We start from the raw sequence: 15595 nt of genomic DNA on the forward strand, positions 1-15595 counted from the left end.
AGTTTTGCTTTTAAAACAGACATTGCTATCTTCGATACAATGTCTATTTTTTTGTCTACTATTAACCCACCCTTACAACCCATATTAGCGTTACCAATAGGTATCGCTAATGTCAACTTATGCCTTTTAGATATAAGGCCAACAACAAAAAGCCCACAGAGATATTTTCAAGCCTTTGATATCTTTAGTCAGCTTACCTTATAAACGGATAAGCATTAGATATTTGTCGCTTTCTACTCATAAGCTATCTGTATTTTGAATATAAGATAATGCTATCAAGTTCTTAATTTATATTATTACTACGCACCCATGCCTTATTATCCTTATCTTTGACAATTGCTTTACGTTGTCGATAGTATAGATGAGCTTGAAAAATACTTGTTAAAAACTGTTTTTGGTATGACCATGATATATTTTGCTCCCGTTCGCTCTACCACGCTTGCTATCGTAAAACGGTGGCGTCCTTCGTTACTTGTAGCGTCACTATGCGTGCTACTCGTAGGCTGTGATAGTGCCTCGTCCAATACCGATAAAGACATGGTATCTACGTTCGCGTCGACTGGTTCTAAGTCGCAAGATGCTTCACAATCATTGCAAGATGACAATGCTGAGCTAGCGAGTGATGATGAGACAAGCGAAATGGTGGAAGGGCAATCATTAATTGCTGCTGCTCAGTCAAATAAAGATACCTATGCAGACAGCTCTATGGAGCGAACAGAAGCGAAAAGCAGTATGCTGCAAGCGACATTGATGGGCGATTATGGTGGCATGGTCTCTTGTACAGATTGCGACAGTATTGATGTCACATTGAACTTATTCGCCGATGGTTCCGTACTAAAAGCAAGTTATTATCATAATCCTGAAAAACCAAAAACACCCCTACTCGAATCGGGCATCTACCGACAAGACAATGATAAAATTACCATTGTCTATGAAGGAAAAAATATCGAGACCTACCATATCCAAGATAACCACTTGATACGGATCGACGAGCACGATAATTTAGAGGATGACTATACGTTATCTCGCAAATAAAAGCGTCATCATGCTGACTGTTAGTTGGCGTATCTCTACATACTAAAACGACCAAATTACATTAGCTACATAGCGCCTACTTGTTAGGCGTTTTTTATTGGTCATCGAACAGGGTTTACTTTACAATGATTGCTTGTTTGCCAAGCTGATGTATTGGTCGTTGTTTATCAAAGTGGTTATTTTTACTGATAACAGCTAGGCACCTCATACTTTATTTTATCAGCTCTCTATTCTTTTCATTCAAGCGCGTACGGAACGTCTATGCATATTCATATCCTTGGTATTTGTGGTACTTTTATGGGCTCACTGGCATTGCTAGCACGTGCGCTTGGGCATACGGTCACGGGTTCAGATGCCAATGTCTATCCTCCTATGTCCACTCAGCTCGAAAATGCTGGTGTGACTATCGAAGAAGGCTATCTGGTAGAGCACTTGCAACCAACGCCAGACTTAGTGGTCGTTGGGAACGCGATGAAGCGCGGCATGGATGTGATTGAGTATATGCTAGATAATGGCTTGCGCTATACCTCAGGTCCGCAGTTTTTATCTGAGCAAGTATTGCAGTCACGCCATGTAATCGCCGTTGCAGGGACACATGGTAAGACCACAACCACGACTATGCTTGCGTGGATATTACATTATGCTGGTATCGACGCAGGGTTTTTGATTGGCGGTGTGCCATTGGTTGATACGACTGACGAGCAGCTACAGCAAGTGTTCGCGCACAGCAGCTATTTAGGTGCTGATAAAAGCGCTGATGATAAATCTGGTTACTTTGTGATTGAAGCAGATGAGTACGACTCTGCGTTTTTTGATAAGCGTTCGAAGTTCGTTCACTATCGTCCGCGTACTGCTATTTTGAATAACCTTGAGTTTGATCATGCAGATATCTTCGCAGATCTTAATGCGATACAAACTCAGTTCCATCATATGGTGCGCATGATTCCAAGCACTGGCAAAATCATTATGCCAGCCGCGACCATCAGTTTAGAAGATACGCTAGCGAAAGGGGTTTGGACACCTATCTGGCGTACTGCTGTCATCGACTCTACTTTAGATGATACGAGTGAAAATACGCGTGCCCTAAAAGATAGTAGCGATTGGCAAGCTGAGCTGATTCAAGAAGACGGTAGTAAGTTCAAAGTCAGTTTTGCTGCTGATAAAGAGGCAACTGCTATCGTAAACTGGTCGATGAGCGGCATCCATAACGTCAACAATGCATTAGTTGCTGTGGCTGCTGCCTATGACGTTGGTGTCAGTGTTGAGACTGCCTGTGCCGCTTTATCAGACTTCGCTGGTATTAAGCGCCGGATGGAGCTGATTGGCGACGTCAATGACATCTTAGTCTTTGATGATTTTGCCCATCATCCAACAGCTATTACAACCACATTGGATGGTGCCAAAAAGAAGCTGGCTGATAGACGTATTTGGGCTATCATTGAGCCGCGTAGTAACACCATGAAAATGGGCATTCATCAAGACAGCTTGGCTCAATCAGCGGCACTTGCTGACTACACATTATGGTACGAGCCTACTGGTTTAGAATGGGGCTTAAGAGAAGTCATCGAACAGGCCAAGGCTACCAGCGACGCTATCGGCAACCAGCAAGTGCTATCAAGCATTGATGCTATCATTGAGCATATCAGCAGTCATGCAAAAGCAGGTGACGCGATTGTGGTCATGTCAAATGGCGGTTTTGAGGGGATTCATCAGCGTTTATTAACCGCATTGCATAACGGCTAACGCTTCTAACTAAGATAATGAAGCAGCTCTTATAAAGAACTAGCTCTTCTTATTCTCTTACATACAAACGCAGCCATCTAATAGATGGCTGCGTTTTTTATTTCTAATATTTATATGTCTTCACTATATGAGTTCAGCACTACAGGCACCACATTGATAAACGCTGTTAGCACCACTGCTACCTTTGTAACCTTTCGTTTACTTATTGCCCTTACTCGATAGCAAATCGGACTTTTTCCTCACATAGCCCCTACAGTAGTAACATTTTATGCTTACTTTTGCGTCCGAGGAGTGTTTACAATAGATTTATCAAAACTTGTAACACATTATAAATATTAATAATATTAGGAGAATAACATGAGTTTTATTTGGATGATTATTGTAGGTTTAGTCGCTGGTTTATTAGCACGTGCTATCAAACCAGGTAACGACCCTATGGGTTGGATTATGACTATTGTATTGGGTATCGTTGGTGCAATGCTAGGTGGTTTCCTAGCTGGCCTAATTGGTATTAACGCTGATGGCGGTTTCACTGGTCTTATATTCTCAGTAATTGGTGCAATTATCTTATTGTTCTTGTATGAAATGATCGTAAATAAACGCCGTGCATAATTGGTCATAAGCCATGCATAGTTTAGTCATAAATGATTACTAGCTAATTAAAATACTATATAAACAAAGCCTTGCGTTAAGCAGGGCTTTTTTATGCCATTTATCATCGAAATTTAGTCTTTCTATCTGCATATAGCATCATATGACTGCGAAAGTATTGATAAGCATTACTTTTGTCCCCATTTATCTTATAATATCAACCCTATTTTGTCCTTATCATTGAGGTGAGCGTTATGGCACTACTCCCTATCTTAAGTTACCCAGATCCTCGCTTGCGTACTATCGCCAAGCCTGTCAAGGAAGTGACTGCTGAAATCAAAACCTTAATCGCAGACATGATCGAGACGATGTATGATGCTCAAGGCATTGGGCTTGCAGCCAGTCAAGTGGATCATCATATTCAGCTTATCGTTATGGATTTGTCTGAAGACAAAAGCTCTCCTAGAGTTTTTATCAATCCAAAAGTTACGCCACTGGTAGAAGAAAAGCAACCGTATGAAGAAGGCTGCTTATCTGTACCTGATGTCTATGACAAAGTCGAACGTCCTAATAAAGTCCGTATCGAAGCGTTAGACGGTAACGGTGAGGTCATCGACGAAGTAGTTGAAGGACTGCTTGCTGTTTGTATTCAGCATGAAATGGATCACCTAAATGGCGTAATCTTCGTTGATTACTTGTCTCGTCTTAAACAGACTCGTGCTCGTGATAAAGTCCGTAAAGTTCTTAAAATACGCGAAAAGCAAGAAGCTCAATCAGCAGAAAAACAGACACAAGCCGTCAATTCTTAAAGCGCTACTCTTTATTCTTATCTTTCTATTTCGTCTTTATCCTTCACATAGTTACGTCTACAGTGGGTGTTAATATTTAGCATTCACTGTTTGGCGATAATTTTTCTAACCGATACAGTTTCCACAAAAGGTTTACTACTATGACAATGATCAAAATTGACCAATATTTTGAACCTGCCAGCTGGCAGAAATTTACCAAGGCTGCTGAAGGTCGCGAGACGCCTTTCTTAGTAGTTGACCTTAGTCGTATCGAAACCAAATACCACGAGATGGTAAGCCTGTTTCCTAACGCAAAACTGCATTATGCAATGAAAGCTAGCCCTGCAGTGGAAGTAATCGATCTACTAGCAAACCTTGGTTCAAACTTTGACTGCGCCTCTATCTATGAGCTTGATCGCGTGCTTGGTTGCGGCGTTGAGCCATCTCGTATCTCATATGGCAACACCATCAAAAAAGCTGAGCATGTCAAATATGCTTTTGAGAAAGGCATCGATCTATATGCGACTGATTCAGAAGCGGATCTAAAAAACATTGCCAAACACGCTCCAGGTTCTAAAATATTTGTGCGTATCTTGGTTCAAGGATCAGAGACAGCAGAATGGCCATTATCACGTAAGTTTGGTTGCCATCCTAATATGGCAATCGACCTACTGGTTCAAGCACGCGAGTTGGGCTTGGTTCCTTATGGTATCTCATTCCACGTCGGTAGCCAGCAAAAAGACGTCGCTGCATGGGATGATGCATTATCCAAAGTTAAATATATGTTTGACTGGATGAAGAACGAAGAAGGTATCAAGCTGCAAATGATCAATTTGGGCGGCGGCTTCCCGACCAACTACATCAGCGAAGTCAACCCTATCAAAGTCTACGCGGAAGAGATTACCAGCTATCTGACTGATGACTATAATGATGACGAAATGCCGGAGATTATTTTGGAGCCGGGTCGTTCGTTGGTTGGTGGTTCAGGCGTATTGGTCAGTGACGTGGTACTGATATCTCGTAAATCTGATACTGATTTGACTCGTTGGGTATATACCGACGTTGGTCTATTCCAAGGCTTAATCGAAACGCTAGGTGAAGCTATCAAGTATCCTGTGTATACGCCTAAGATGGAAACGTCTACCAGTGAAGGCACAGTAGTACTGGCAGGTCCAACTTGTGACTCAACCGATATTATGTATGAAGAAGCAGGCTATCAGCTACCAGAAGAGCTTGAGATTGGTGATAAAATCTACTGGCTCACCACTGGTGCTTATACCAACTCTTACTCATCGGTAGAGTTCAATGGTTTCCCACCGCTAGAAGTGGTTTATATTGACTAGTATTTGTAATGTTCCACAAAAAAGCGCGGCACGGTTAATACCCGTGTCGCGCTTTTTTGTGCATAATGATTTGCTTGGTGAACTAATCAATCCGCAAAGAAATAGGCACGCTAGTATTAGTATTACGGCTACCGTTACTAGCGCTACTGCTTGAGTTTTGTGAAATCTGTCCAATCGTCATCCACTGTCCACGTGGCACGATCATCGTACTGTTCAATCTTTGACCCCGAATAGCATTGCTAGCACTGCCAGTGGAATTGTCAGTAGAACTCATTTGATTATAAGGTGAATTCGGCTGCACTAACCTTTCTTCCACTTGGGAAAGTTGTACTTCCATTTGCCCATTGGGCAGCAGTCTTGGTGTGACGGCAATCCCTTGTGTCGTTGGCAGTAGTATTTGCTGCTGAATCACAATCTGTGGTTTGAAGTTATCGTTAGCTGAACGATGATAAATTGAATGGTTATTAGCATTGTAGGTTTGAGACAGTGAGTAGAGCGTACCTGTGCTGATACTCGCCGCACTGCCAGATAGTGTTTGTACTTGATATAGATTACTACTCTGCTGCTGGCTGCTACGCTGACTAATAACGCCTGTACCTTGGATACCACGATTGGTAATAATGACCTGACCCTGCTGAATACTACCTTGCCCGTTACTACTATTGCCAACACGTACGGCGACCGTCAATGCCTGTGGCTGACGGTCAATCTGAGACAACAATTGCTGTACAGCCTGATAATTGCGTGCAGTGGTTTGCAGTACCAATTTATCTTGATACGTAGTCACCGTACCACCGTCTGCGCTACTATTTAATTGCTGCCTTACTGCAGGTAACAGACTAGCCCCACCATAAGTATGGATAACATAGGTTTGAGCAGTACCAGCTTGTACGGTTATTGGTAGAACCGCTAGACTCAGTGCAAAGGCTGATAGGCTTGCAAGGTTGGTGGTACAAAAAGTATTTATCAGTTTATGCCTAACATAACGTTTGATACTATTCATACCTGCTCCCTTGCTGCTATTAAGTCATCAGTCATCACGCTATAGTCAATCATCAACCATTAACTATAAATAGTCGTTAGTCACTTAATCCAAGCACGTCTTGCATATTGTACTGTCCTACTTCCTGTTCAACGACCCACGTTGCGGCACGTACTGCACCAGCGGCAAATGTCATGCGCGCGCGTGCACGATGGGTAATCTCGACCACTTCGCCATCTGCGATAAACATCACAGTATGGTCGCCTACGATTTCGCCACCGCGTACTGCGTGAATACCAATTGTGCCAGATTCGCGTTCGCCAGTTTGTCCTTCGCGGCCATAAATAGCGACGTCTTTTAGGTTTTGTCCGCGCGCTTCCGCGACGGCTTCGGCCATCATATATGCGGTACCAGAAGGCGCATCAATTTTATGCTTATGATGGGCTTCGATGATTTCTACATCAGCATCATTACCAAACGCTTTGGCAGCCATACCGAGTAGCTTCAATGATAAATTAACGCCTGTCGAATAGTTACCCGCATATACGATAGTGATTTTCTCACTTGCCTTTGCCAGTACTTGTTCTTGCTGTTCATTGAATCCTGTCGTACCGATGACCATAGCAACATTATGCTCAGCACAAACTTGCATGTTTTTTTCAGTGGCGTCAGGCAAGCTAAAATCAATCAGTACATCAATATCATCAATAACAGCGGCTAAGTCATCAACGATTTGCACATTTAAATGGCCGATAGCAGCAACTTCACCGGCGTCTGCTCCGACTAGGCTAGAGCCTTGACGCTCAATCGCTGCTTTTAATGTAGTTTGCGGGTTATTCTGTACTGCCTCGATAAGCATACGACCCATACGCCCGCCTGCACCGATTACCCCAACGTTGATAGATTTATGATTCGCTTGTTCGCTCATACTTTTACCTTAGCTGTTTTATATTTGGTGAAATTATTTTTGACCATATTTATTGTAAGTTTAGCAAATATCGACACAAGAATGGCTTTTTATACTATCAATAAAAAGCCCAAAAGTTTCACATGAAACCTTTGGGCTTAGTTTAATACTAGCTACTTAATTAGATTATTTCTTAATCGAATAAATCACCGATTTTTTTGAAGAATGATTTTTTATGCGGCGACTGTTGATGCTTGCTGTCATCATCCAAAGTGTCTTGGAATTGGCGTAGCAAATCCTTTTGCTCACGAGTCAGATTTACTGGCGTTTCGATAACCACACGGCAAATCAAGTCACCTTTCATGGTAGTACGGACTGGCGTTACGCCTTTGCCGCGTACACGCAATAACTTACCGCTTTGCGTACCTTCTGCCACTTTGATTTTTACTTTACCATCTAAGGTTGGGATTTCGACTTCTTTACCCAATGCTGCATCGGTGATGCTTACGGGTACATCCATATATAGATCAGCGCCTTGACGGGTAAAGACATTGTGCTGTTTGACGCGTACTTCGACATATAGATCGCCGTTTTGTACGCCAGCGCCGCCTGCTTCGCCCTCGCCTGCTAGACGAACGCGATCACCATCATCGACGCCTGCAGGGATAGAGACTTCTAAGGTGCGTGATTTGTCTTTTACGCCATTGCCATGACAGTCCGAACAAGGGTTTTTGATCTGCTTACCAGTACCGCCACAATGAGGACAAGCTTGCTGTACCGCAAAGAAACCTTGCTGCATACGTACTTGACCTTGGCCATGACACGTCTGACAGGTAACAACATCAGAAGCATTTTTTGCCCCTTTACCATCACAGGTATCACAAGGCGCAGGAGCCGTAAAACTGATTTCTTTTTTGCAGCCACGTACAGCTTCTTCTAATGTCAGCTCAATCACATAACGCAAGTCAGAGCCGCGACGCGAACGCCCACCGCCGCCACCACGCTGCTGACCGAAGATATCACCGAAGTTACCAAAGATATCGCCAAAGATATCTTGGAAGTTACCGCCACCTGCGCCGCCGAAGCCGCCGCCACCCATGCCGTTTTCAAAGGCTGCATGGCCCATACGGTCGTAGGCTGAACGTTTCTCTTCGTCGCTCAATACTTCATAAGCCATTGAAGCTTCTTTGAATTTGTCTTCCGAATCAGGATCATCAGAGTTGCGATCTGGATGGTATTTCATGGCAAGCTTACGGTAGGCTCGCTTAATTTCTTTGCTGTCAGCAGTCTTGCTGACACCTAATATTTCATAAAAATCGCGCTTACTCATGCTCTCTCCTATCGTCTTTACAGCCACACCGGTTCGTCAAATCATCAGCTCAGTTGATAATTGTCTTAATCTTATTCGTGGTTCTTAGCTAGTGGATATGTATTACGTTTCACATGAAACATAATAACTCACCAGGCTATAGAACCATAATGCTTAGACTTAACCAACAAATACGGTGAAGGCTGCTTAGCCAAATCAATTATAAAAAGTTTGCGCTATTTATGGAGATGGTCTGCTGATTTATCAAGCTCTTAGATGATGAAATTAGCAGTTGGCATCGCTGCGGCAAAAGCCAAACGATTCATTAAGGTTACTGCAAAGCTTTTCGTACCTGAGCGGTGCATAGTCGTGCTAATATTTACCGTCACATCTACGGTCATTTATACTCATAGTGATGACGATTGCGACAAGGTATCAAGTCTTATGAAAAAGCTGGTTATTCTATTAATCATCATTGCGGTAGCAGTGTATGCAGGCTCGCCATACTACAGTGCTTATCAGCTCAAAAACGCTTATGACGATAAAGACGGTGCCACTATCGCAGCGGCTATTGATTATGAGCAAGTGCGACCAAGCGTCCAAAATCAGCTAACCAGCCAATTTGCGACGACAATGACTAAGTATCCCCTAATTTCTGAATTGGGTGGTGAGCCGTTGACCCAAGCCGCGAATGGTTTTATCGCGCAGGCAGTTGAAGGGGCCATCACGCCGCAGAATATCGAAAAAGTGATTAATACCCAAGGTCAAGCCAACACGGCAACCAAAGAGCTAGCCGCAGCATGGGCCATCGCTAGCGATCAAGTTGACTTGAAAAACCTAATTCAGAGCTTAATCATTCAGCGCGGTGATGTCGATGCCGTGGTCAAAAGCCAAATACAGCAAGTCATGAAAAAACAAGCGGCAGAACTTGAGCAGCAAGTCGCCCAAGGCAATGACAGCGAAAAGCCAACGCTGAGCTACTGTGGTATCAATTGCTTTAGTATTAGTGGTCAGGTGAAAGGCTATCCTCTCACTATCGAGATGCAGCGTGAAGGGCTTATCAATTGGAAAATCGTTGATATCGTCTTACCATAAATTATTTAAGACAGCTTTTGAGACGCAAAAATTTTTGAATAGAACCATAAAAAAACCGCCTTATAAACTGATTCATAAGGCGGTTTTTTTACTTTGTTTAGCAGTCCAATATCTTAAGTTTTTGAACTGTTGAAACACTTAACCATACCAATCAATTATTCAACACCCAAGAATTCTAAAAATTCTGGACTCTCAAAACTCGCCTGATACAGCACGCCATCTTCACGATAGATGGCAGGCGTCGCCATTACCGCGAGTCCAGCTGCTTTTTCACGATTGGGTGTCACATGGTCAACTGTACAACTTGCTGATGCAGGTGTCATTTCACCCTGTAGCATCGCCTTGTCAAATGCCTGACGACGACTGCCTTCATCTGCTTGGCACCAGATACCACGCATTTGCTTCGGTGACGCCTCATATATCGGATAGCCGATGACATTGACCGTCACGCCTTTTGCATTGAGCGATGGCACTTGCTGATGCAGTCGGCGGCAATAAGGACAATTCACATCATCAGCCACATAGATAACGGCTCTCTCAGTAGTAGTAGCTGGATAAGTAATCAGTTGGCTTTTGTCCAATGACGCAAACACAGACTGATTTTTGCGTTTTTCAAAGTTCTCATCGAGGCCGATAAATTGACCATTTTCGATGACTGATATTTCACCATCGGTAATATACTGCGCATCGTCCGATAGTAAAAACGGCACGCCTTCTAGCGTTGCACCCCAGATGACACCCGGTACTGCGGTATAAAAGAATGGTGTTTTCGTGCTCATATTCTTAAGCGCAGCCATATTTGCTAGCATGTCAGACTTGACACTCGTATTGAGAGGTTTGCCTACTTGCGCACTCGTGCTACGTACTGGCGTTTTAGTGACAACTTGCTTACTTGGATTCTTCTGTAGCTCACCCTGTATGACGTAACGACCATCTTCGGTGATGTGCAGCGGCAACTGGCCAGCCAAATTGACTTGATACATATTGGGCAGTTTAGATGGCACAATAGAAGTAATCTGTGTTTTGATGCCTGCTTGGGTCAATATTTGGCGCAATCGCTTATCAACAGTCGCACTCACTGTCTGAGTTGCTTGCGAATTTGTAGTGTTTTGCGTTACGTTATTGCTATTAGCATCCGCTGAACTTGGCTGAGCGCAAGCAGTGGTTGCTAATAGTATGACGCTGATTAGACTAGTGGACTTTAATACAGGTAATGTCACAGAGAGATTCCTATCTGGTTTTTAATAATGGCAGTTTTTAATATTAAGACCAATTCCAAATCTATTACTAACTGAAAGGTAGCAATCCACTTTCTGATTAGTCAGATTTTTGGAATTGGTTTAAGAGTTGTCTGTCATAAAAATATAGATAAAAAAGACTGTAGCATATGGGATAGTTTTACAAAGCACTAAATGGCTAATGTCGCAAAACTGCTACTTAGCCTTAAGAGATAGGCAACACAGGTAGATAGTAGAAATAAATACAATATAGCAGACCGCAAAAAGCAGCACACTGGGTAGCGGCTGCTAATGGGTTCAAAACGATAGTTTCAAGACAAATACTAAGGCCAAAGCTTAGTAATTTCAGTGCTTATTTATTAAAACTTGGCAACTTCTTCTGGCGTTAAGAAACGGCTATCGCCTTTTTCTAGTCCTTCTAGATTGATATGACCGATACTAGCGCGGTGCAGCTCCGTGACTCGATTACCAAAGTAACCCATCATACGTTTGACCTGATGATATTTGCCCTGCTCCAATGTTAGGCGTGCATGTTTTTCATCGATGAACTCAAGAACAGCAGGCTTGGTTGGCTCATAGTCACCTTCAAGCAAGATGCCTTCCGCCACTTTCTTCACGGCTTTTTCTTGTGCATCACTGTCCATTGCATCTGCCAATGTCAGCTCGTACACCTTTGCATGCTCGTGCTTAGGACTGGTGACACGATGTAGCCAGCCACCATCATCACTCATGAGCAATGCGCCAGTAGTATCGACATCGAGACGCCCAGCGATACGCAAGCTGCCCAATTCTGGTACAGCAATCAGTTCGGTGACGATTGGATACTCTTTAACTTTTAGCGTGCACTCAAAACCTTCAGGCTTGTACAACAAGATATAGCGATTGCCCGCAGCGACCGATAATGGCTCGCCCGCCCACATCACATCATCATTGACGACATCGACATGTAGGCCAGGATCTTTAACCACTTGATCGTTTACAGTGATTTCGCCGGCGTGCATGATCTTTTTTGACTCTTTACGCGACAGCTCGGTGGCTTTACTAATGAATTTATCTAAACGCATACTATTTACTACCATCGGTTTTATTATACCAGCCCTAAATCAGAAACTAACGACGCCAGCACTCAGCCGTGAGCGGCTCGTTATCTTCGATGGTTAGAAATGGTACTATAATGAAAAATTAAATGAACACTGTGCCCAATACAAAAGCCAGTGAAAGTCAGACCAGTTTAACATATCCAACCTAAGCCTGATGAAATATGAGCTATCAAACGCTAAAACGTGCCGTTACCACGCGACTCGAAATTAAAAAATCTGAGTTTATCGCTTACGCCTATCCAGTAACCTCTCGTGAACAAGCAATGTTTCACGTGGAACAACTACGAGAGCAATATCCCGATGCACGCCATTTCTGCTGGGCATACATCATTGGTGACCCTAATAATACCACCAGTGCTGGTTTCGATGATGATGGTGAGCCAAGCGGTACGGCAGGCAGGCCAATATTAAATGTACTGCAGCATAAGTCGATCGGCAACGTGATTATCGTCGTAGTACGTTACTTCGGTGGTATCAAATTGGGTGCTGGCGGCCTTACACGCGCCTATGCGGGCTCTGCTCAAGCGGCCGTCGACGAGATGATATTAAGCCCATATGTACCGATGACCCAGATTCAGATACTGACAGAGTTTGCGACTGAAGCTCAATGCCGCTATATGTTAGAAAGCCTTGGTGGTCATATCGACGATGTCGCCTATAGCAAGCAAGTAACCCTAACAGCTACACTTGCTGAAGCAGATGTCGAAAGTCTAAAAGCGCGCTTAGCAATGGATGGTCGAGTATTGAACAATTCAGAAGATTAAAATCTAACTAACTACTCTCATCGACCGTTTTAGATAGTTTTCTTTTCAATATGCTTATTTGTTAGCTGTTTTCAGTAACTGTTTCTCGGTAAATGATTTTCAGCACCTACTGCTCAGTAACTGCTTTTAGTAGCTAATTTCCAGTAGCTAATTTCCAGTAGCTAATTTCCAGTAGCTGCTTTTCAGTAATCATGCGTTCACTGAAAATTATTGGTTTTCACAGGTACTGGCGTTATGATAAAAAACCCTTATCACGCTACTCTATTTGTTTTTCCACGATCATTAAATAAGACCAATATATGTCAACTTCAACCAAACCTTTTTCTCCAGCCCCTTTTAAGCCACCATTTTGGCTGACCAATCCACACTTGCAAAGCATCTTACCCAAGTTTTTTGCGCCAAAGGCACCCACCTACCGCCGCGTGGTCGAAAAAGACTCACTGGATGAGAGCGATATTGCTTATGACTTTTATGATGCGCACCCTATAGAAGTATCAAAAGATGGCGAGCTTGAGCAAACCCCATTGATTGTGCTATTCCATGGCATGGAAGGCAGTAGTGACAGTCATTACGCACGCGCACTAGCGTACCAAATGCACGCGCAAGGCTGGCACTTTGTGGTGGCGCATTTTCGCAGTTGCGGCGGTATTCCTGCTAGCGGCACGGTGTTCTACAACGCAGGCGACACTGACGAGGTGCATCATGCGCTACAGAATTTGCGTCAGCAGTATGCCAATATCTATGCGGTTGGCGTCTCATTAGGTGGCAATGCACTGGCCAAATACATGGGCGAATATGAGGACAAAGTCCTTTGTAAAGGTGCTGTTGTCATCTCTGCGCCAGTCGATATGTCTTCAGCTGCCATTACTATGCACAGCTTTTTGAGTCATCGTATCTATACGCCGTATCTGCTTAACCCAATTATTAAAAAAGCATTGGCAAACGATCTCACTCAAGATGAAATCAACTCTATCAAAGCTGCCAATCGTATCAGTGATTTCGATGATATCTTTACTGCGCCGCGTCACGGATATCGCTCCAAAAACGATTATTACCATACCGCATCCGCCATGCCGTATTTGCGCAATGTCACTCACCCTCTGCTATTAATCAGTGCAAAAGACGACCCTTTTATTGGCTTTACTGCTACCCCAAATGATGTCTCTGAAAGTGTCACTATCTTAGATACTGAGCACGGTGGGCACATCGGTTATCTGCGTTATCGCTCAGACAATGGTCATTCCAAAAGCAAATCGTCTGTCACCAATGATAAAGAGTCCAAGACTTCAAAGTTCGATATTAACTGGATACCTGAAACTGTCAGCGCTTATTTTAATTGGATTGGTGTGGCTTCTACTAGCGAACCCTCTCAGGATGTAGTCTCTGACAATAAATAATCACTGTCATCAATGACAAAATAATAACGCCAACGTTTATAACCTTTTGAGAGTGTTTTATGTACCCATTTATCCGTTATGCTAGCACCATCGCTCATGCTGCCCTAAAAGCAAAAAAGGGCGACACACTGACGTTTAAGGACACCAGTGAGATTCAGTTTCGCTGCCGCTTATCCGATATAGATAATTTTTTGGAGATGAATAACGGCCGCGTATTTACGCTTTATGATTTGGGTCGTATGGACTTTGCGGTACGGACTGGGCTTGGCAAGCAATTGTTAAAACAACGCTGGGGTTTGGTCATCGCTGGCAGCACTATTCAATACCGTAAGCGTATTCGCGCCTTTCAAAAAGTCACGCTCAAAACCAAAATCGTCGGTATCGACGCGCGCTGGCTGTATATTGAGCAATCAATGTGGGTCAAAGGGCAGCCCTGCTCATCTGGTCTACTGCGTACCGGTGTAACCAAAGGTGGCAGAGTGATCGACACGGCACAAGTACTGGCTGCATTGGGCCAGTCTGATTGGGATCTACCGCCAACGGGTTACGTGGCTGAGTGGATCAAAAGTGATGCTGATCGTCCGTGGCCACCCGTAGACTCAGCCGATTAATTTAACTCTATAAGCTAGAAATCCATTACTTTTAACTTATTTAACAGACGGTACAAGCAAGCAACCTTATAGCTACTATTTCATAACAACTCATTATATAAATACATATAACAAATGTTAGGATAGTAGTGAGTACATACTCAGACAAAACAAATATAGTCTTATAAGGAGAATAATATGGCTAATACAACAGATTATGTCGGCACGTTATTTGATAATAGTGAATCAAACCCAAGCAAAATTACTTTAGCGTTTACCATGGCAGGCGTGGCACTGAAAAAAGGCCATTCTGCTACTGTCATACTCATGGTGGATGCCGTACATCTGGCAAAACCAAATGCGCTAGACAATGTAGATATCGGCGATCCGTTTGAGCCAGCTGGTGAGTTACTAGAAGCCTTTATCGAAAAAGGTGGTCAAGTATTGGTCTGCGGTGCTTGTATGAAACACAACGGTGTAGAAGAGTCAGATATCGACAAGCGCTTTGAAGTAATTAGCGGTGATGATGTGGTTGAGCTACTGATGAATGCGAAAGGGTCGTTGCAATTGAATTAATAATAAATGTTAAAAATCGAAGTTATAAGAATGGGTCAGTTTCTTAGTCATCGTTTTGGTGACTTAGAAGACTGACTTTCTTATTTACCTTTTAATAGAAACCATTACTAATCAACGATTAGATCAAAATTAAAAAT

Annotated in this window: 17 protein-coding genes; 11 read left to right on the plus strand and 6 right to left on the minus strand. The window is 43.2% G+C overall.

Annotation, left to right across the window (positions count from 1 at the left end; genetic code table 11):
• From ACTXGF_RS13625 to ACTXGF_RS13650, 6 genes are all read left to right on the plus strand, one after another.
• Positions 1–204, plus strand: a 204-nt coding sequence (locus tag ACTXGF_RS13625; RefSeq protein WP_522885859.1) for a hypothetical protein, incomplete at its 5' end; no start/stop codon positions are given.
• 201 nt (positions 205–405) lie between these two features.
• The gene (locus ACTXGF_RS13630) at positions 406–1035 is read left to right on the plus strand and encodes a copper resistance protein NlpE N-terminal domain-containing protein (RefSeq protein ID WP_443533088.1); all 630 of its coding nucleotides are present in this window, start codon (positions 406–408) and stop codon (positions 1033–1035) included.
• A gap of 261 nt (positions 1036–1296) precedes the next feature.
• Positions 1297–2778, plus strand: coding sequence for a UDP-N-acetylmuramate:L-alanyl-gamma-D-glutamyl-meso-diaminopimelate ligase (gene mpl, locus ACTXGF_RS13635; protein WP_443533086.1), 1482 nt, complete (start codon positions 1297–1299; stop codon positions 2776–2778).
• A gap of 357 nt (positions 2779–3135) precedes the next feature.
• On the plus strand, positions 3136–3390 hold the full coding sequence (locus ACTXGF_RS13640) for a GlsB/YeaQ/YmgE family stress response membrane protein (protein ID WP_057757652.1): 255 nt from the start codon (positions 3136–3138) through the stop codon (positions 3388–3390).
• A 233-nt stretch (positions 3391–3623) separates the two neighbouring features.
• Positions 3624–4178 carry a peptide deformylase gene (gene def, locus ACTXGF_RS13645; protein WP_057757649.1) on the plus strand — a complete coding sequence of 185 codons (555 nt, stop codon included), beginning with the start codon at positions 3624–3626 and terminating at the stop codon, positions 4176–4178.
• A 146-nt stretch (positions 4179–4324) separates the two neighbouring features.
• A complete protein-coding gene (locus ACTXGF_RS13650; protein ID WP_191115316.1) occupies positions 4325–5500 on the plus strand; it encodes a type III PLP-dependent enzyme in 1176 nt (391 codons plus the stop codon).
• Between the two features lie 82 nt (positions 5501–5582).
• On the opposite strand, the gene ACTXGF_RS13655 is transcribed toward ACTXGF_RS13650, so the two are convergent.
• The 4 genes from ACTXGF_RS13655 to ACTXGF_RS13670 form a co-directional block, all read right to left on the minus strand.
• Positions 5583–6503, minus strand: coding sequence for a hypothetical protein (locus tag ACTXGF_RS13655; RefSeq protein WP_443533084.1), 921 nt, complete (start codon positions 6501–6503; stop codon positions 5583–5585).
• 76 nt (positions 6504–6579) lie between these two features.
• On the minus strand, positions 6580–7410 hold the full coding sequence (dapB, locus tag ACTXGF_RS13660; RefSeq protein ID WP_443533082.1) for a 4-hydroxy-tetrahydrodipicolinate reductase: 831 nt from the start codon (positions 7408–7410) through the stop codon (positions 6580–6582).
• A gap of 172 nt (positions 7411–7582) precedes the next feature.
• Complete coding sequence (dnaJ, locus tag ACTXGF_RS13665; protein ID WP_057757637.1) at positions 7583–8719, minus strand: molecular chaperone DnaJ; 1137 nt, start codon at positions 8717–8719, stop codon at positions 7583–7585.
• 251 nt (positions 8720–8970) lie between these two features.
• Entirely contained in the window at positions 8971–9099 is a 129-nt protein-coding gene (locus ACTXGF_RS13670) for a hypothetical protein (RefSeq protein WP_267442830.1), read from the minus strand.
• A 43-nt stretch (positions 9100–9142) separates the two neighbouring features.
• On the opposite strand from ACTXGF_RS13670, the gene ACTXGF_RS13675 reads away from it, so the two are divergent.
• The gene (locus ACTXGF_RS13675) at positions 9143–9793 is read left to right on the plus strand and encodes a DUF2939 domain-containing protein (RefSeq protein WP_443533079.1); all 651 of its coding nucleotides are present in this window, start codon (positions 9143–9145) and stop codon (positions 9791–9793) included.
• Positions 9794–9948: 155 nt separating this feature from the next.
• Here the strand turns inward: ACTXGF_RS13675 and ACTXGF_RS13680 are convergent, their stop codons facing one another.
• The gene (locus ACTXGF_RS13680; RefSeq protein ID WP_443533077.1) at positions 9949–11013 is read right to left on the minus strand and encodes a disulfide isomerase DsbC N-terminal domain-containing protein; all 1065 of its coding nucleotides are present in this window, start codon (positions 11011–11013) and stop codon (positions 9949–9951) included.
• 377 nt (positions 11014–11390) lie between these two features.
• Positions 11391–12095 carry a pseudouridine synthase gene (locus ACTXGF_RS13685; RefSeq protein WP_057757631.1) on the minus strand — a complete coding sequence of 235 codons (705 nt, stop codon included), beginning with the start codon at positions 12093–12095 and terminating at the stop codon, positions 11391–11393.
• A gap of 197 nt (positions 12096–12292) precedes the next feature.
• Here ACTXGF_RS13685 and ACTXGF_RS13690 point away from each other — a divergent pair, with 197 nt between their 5' ends.
• The 4 genes from ACTXGF_RS13690 to ACTXGF_RS13705 all read left to right on the plus strand — a co-directional run bounded on the left by ACTXGF_RS13690 (position 12293) and on the right by ACTXGF_RS13705 (position 15458).
• A complete protein-coding gene (locus tag ACTXGF_RS13690; protein ID WP_443533075.1) occupies positions 12293–12895 on the plus strand; it encodes a YigZ family protein in 603 nt (200 codons plus the stop codon).
• Between the two features lie 299 nt (positions 12896–13194).
• Positions 13195–14292, plus strand: a complete 1098-nt coding sequence (locus ACTXGF_RS13695) for a YheT family hydrolase (protein WP_443533073.1) — start codon at positions 13195–13197, stop codon at positions 14290–14292.
• A gap of 59 nt (positions 14293–14351) precedes the next feature.
• Positions 14352–14903 carry an acyl-CoA thioesterase gene (locus tag ACTXGF_RS13700; RefSeq protein WP_443533071.1) on the plus strand — a complete coding sequence of 184 codons (552 nt, stop codon included), beginning with the start codon at positions 14352–14354 and terminating at the stop codon, positions 14901–14903.
• A 177-nt stretch (positions 14904–15080) separates the two neighbouring features.
• On the plus strand, positions 15081–15458 hold the full coding sequence (locus tag ACTXGF_RS13705) for a DsrE family protein (protein ID WP_102078217.1): 378 nt from the start codon (positions 15081–15083) through the stop codon (positions 15456–15458).
• Positions 15459–15595: the final 137 nt, after the last annotated feature.

It is taken from the genome of Psychrobacter sp. 1Y6, assembly GCF_052258385.2.
Taxonomy (GTDB): Bacteria; Pseudomonadota; Gammaproteobacteria; order Pseudomonadales; family Moraxellaceae; genus Psychrobacter.

What these genes read in the sequence shown, in the direction of transcription:
- ACTXGF_RS13630 (WP_443533088.1), top strand. Translation starts at nt 406, where the DNA reads ATGATATATTTTGCTCCCGTTCGCTCTACCACGCTTGCTATCGTAAAA.
- mpl (WP_443533086.1), top strand. Translation starts at nt 1,297, where the DNA reads ATGCATATTCATATCCTTGGTATTTGTGGTACTTTTATGGGCTCACTG.
- ACTXGF_RS13640 (WP_057757652.1), top strand. Translation starts at nt 3,136, where the DNA reads ATGAGTTTTATTTGGATGATTATTGTAGGTTTAGTCGCTGGTTTATTA.
- def (WP_057757649.1), top strand. Translation starts at nt 3,624, where the DNA reads ATGGCACTACTCCCTATCTTAAGTTACCCAGATCCTCGCTTGCGTACT.
- ACTXGF_RS13650 (WP_191115316.1), top strand. Translation starts at nt 4,325, where the DNA reads ATGATCAAAATTGACCAATATTTTGAACCTGCCAGCTGGCAGAAATTT.
- ACTXGF_RS13655 (WP_443533084.1), bottom strand. Translation starts at nt 6,503, where the DNA reads ATGAATAGTATCAAACGTTATGTTAGGCATAAACTGATAAATACTTTT.
- dapB (WP_443533082.1), bottom strand. Translation starts at nt 7,410, where the DNA reads ATGAGCGAACAAGCGAATCATAAATCTATCAACGTTGGGGTAATCGGT.
- dnaJ (WP_057757637.1), bottom strand. Translation starts at nt 8,719, where the DNA reads ATGAGTAAGCGCGATTTTTATGAAATATTAGGTGTCAGCAAGACTGCT.
- ACTXGF_RS13670 (WP_267442830.1), bottom strand. Translation starts at nt 9,099, where the DNA reads ATGACCGTAGATGTGACGGTAAATATTAGCACGACTATGCACCGCTCA.
- ACTXGF_RS13675 (WP_443533079.1), top strand. Translation starts at nt 9,143, where the DNA reads ATGAAAAAGCTGGTTATTCTATTAATCATCATTGCGGTAGCAGTGTAT.
- ACTXGF_RS13685 (WP_057757631.1), bottom strand. Translation starts at nt 12,095, where the DNA reads ATGCGTTTAGATAAATTCATTAGTAAAGCCACCGAGCTGTCGCGTAAA.
- ACTXGF_RS13690 (WP_443533075.1), top strand. Translation starts at nt 12,293, where the DNA reads ATGAGCTATCAAACGCTAAAACGTGCCGTTACCACGCGACTCGAAATT.
- ACTXGF_RS13695 (WP_443533073.1), top strand. Translation starts at nt 13,195, where the DNA reads ATGTCAACTTCAACCAAACCTTTTTCTCCAGCCCCTTTTAAGCCACCA.
- ACTXGF_RS13700 (WP_443533071.1), top strand. Translation starts at nt 14,352, where the DNA reads ATGTACCCATTTATCCGTTATGCTAGCACCATCGCTCATGCTGCCCTA.
- ACTXGF_RS13705 (WP_102078217.1), top strand. Translation starts at nt 15,081, where the DNA reads ATGGCTAATACAACAGATTATGTCGGCACGTTATTTGATAATAGTGAA.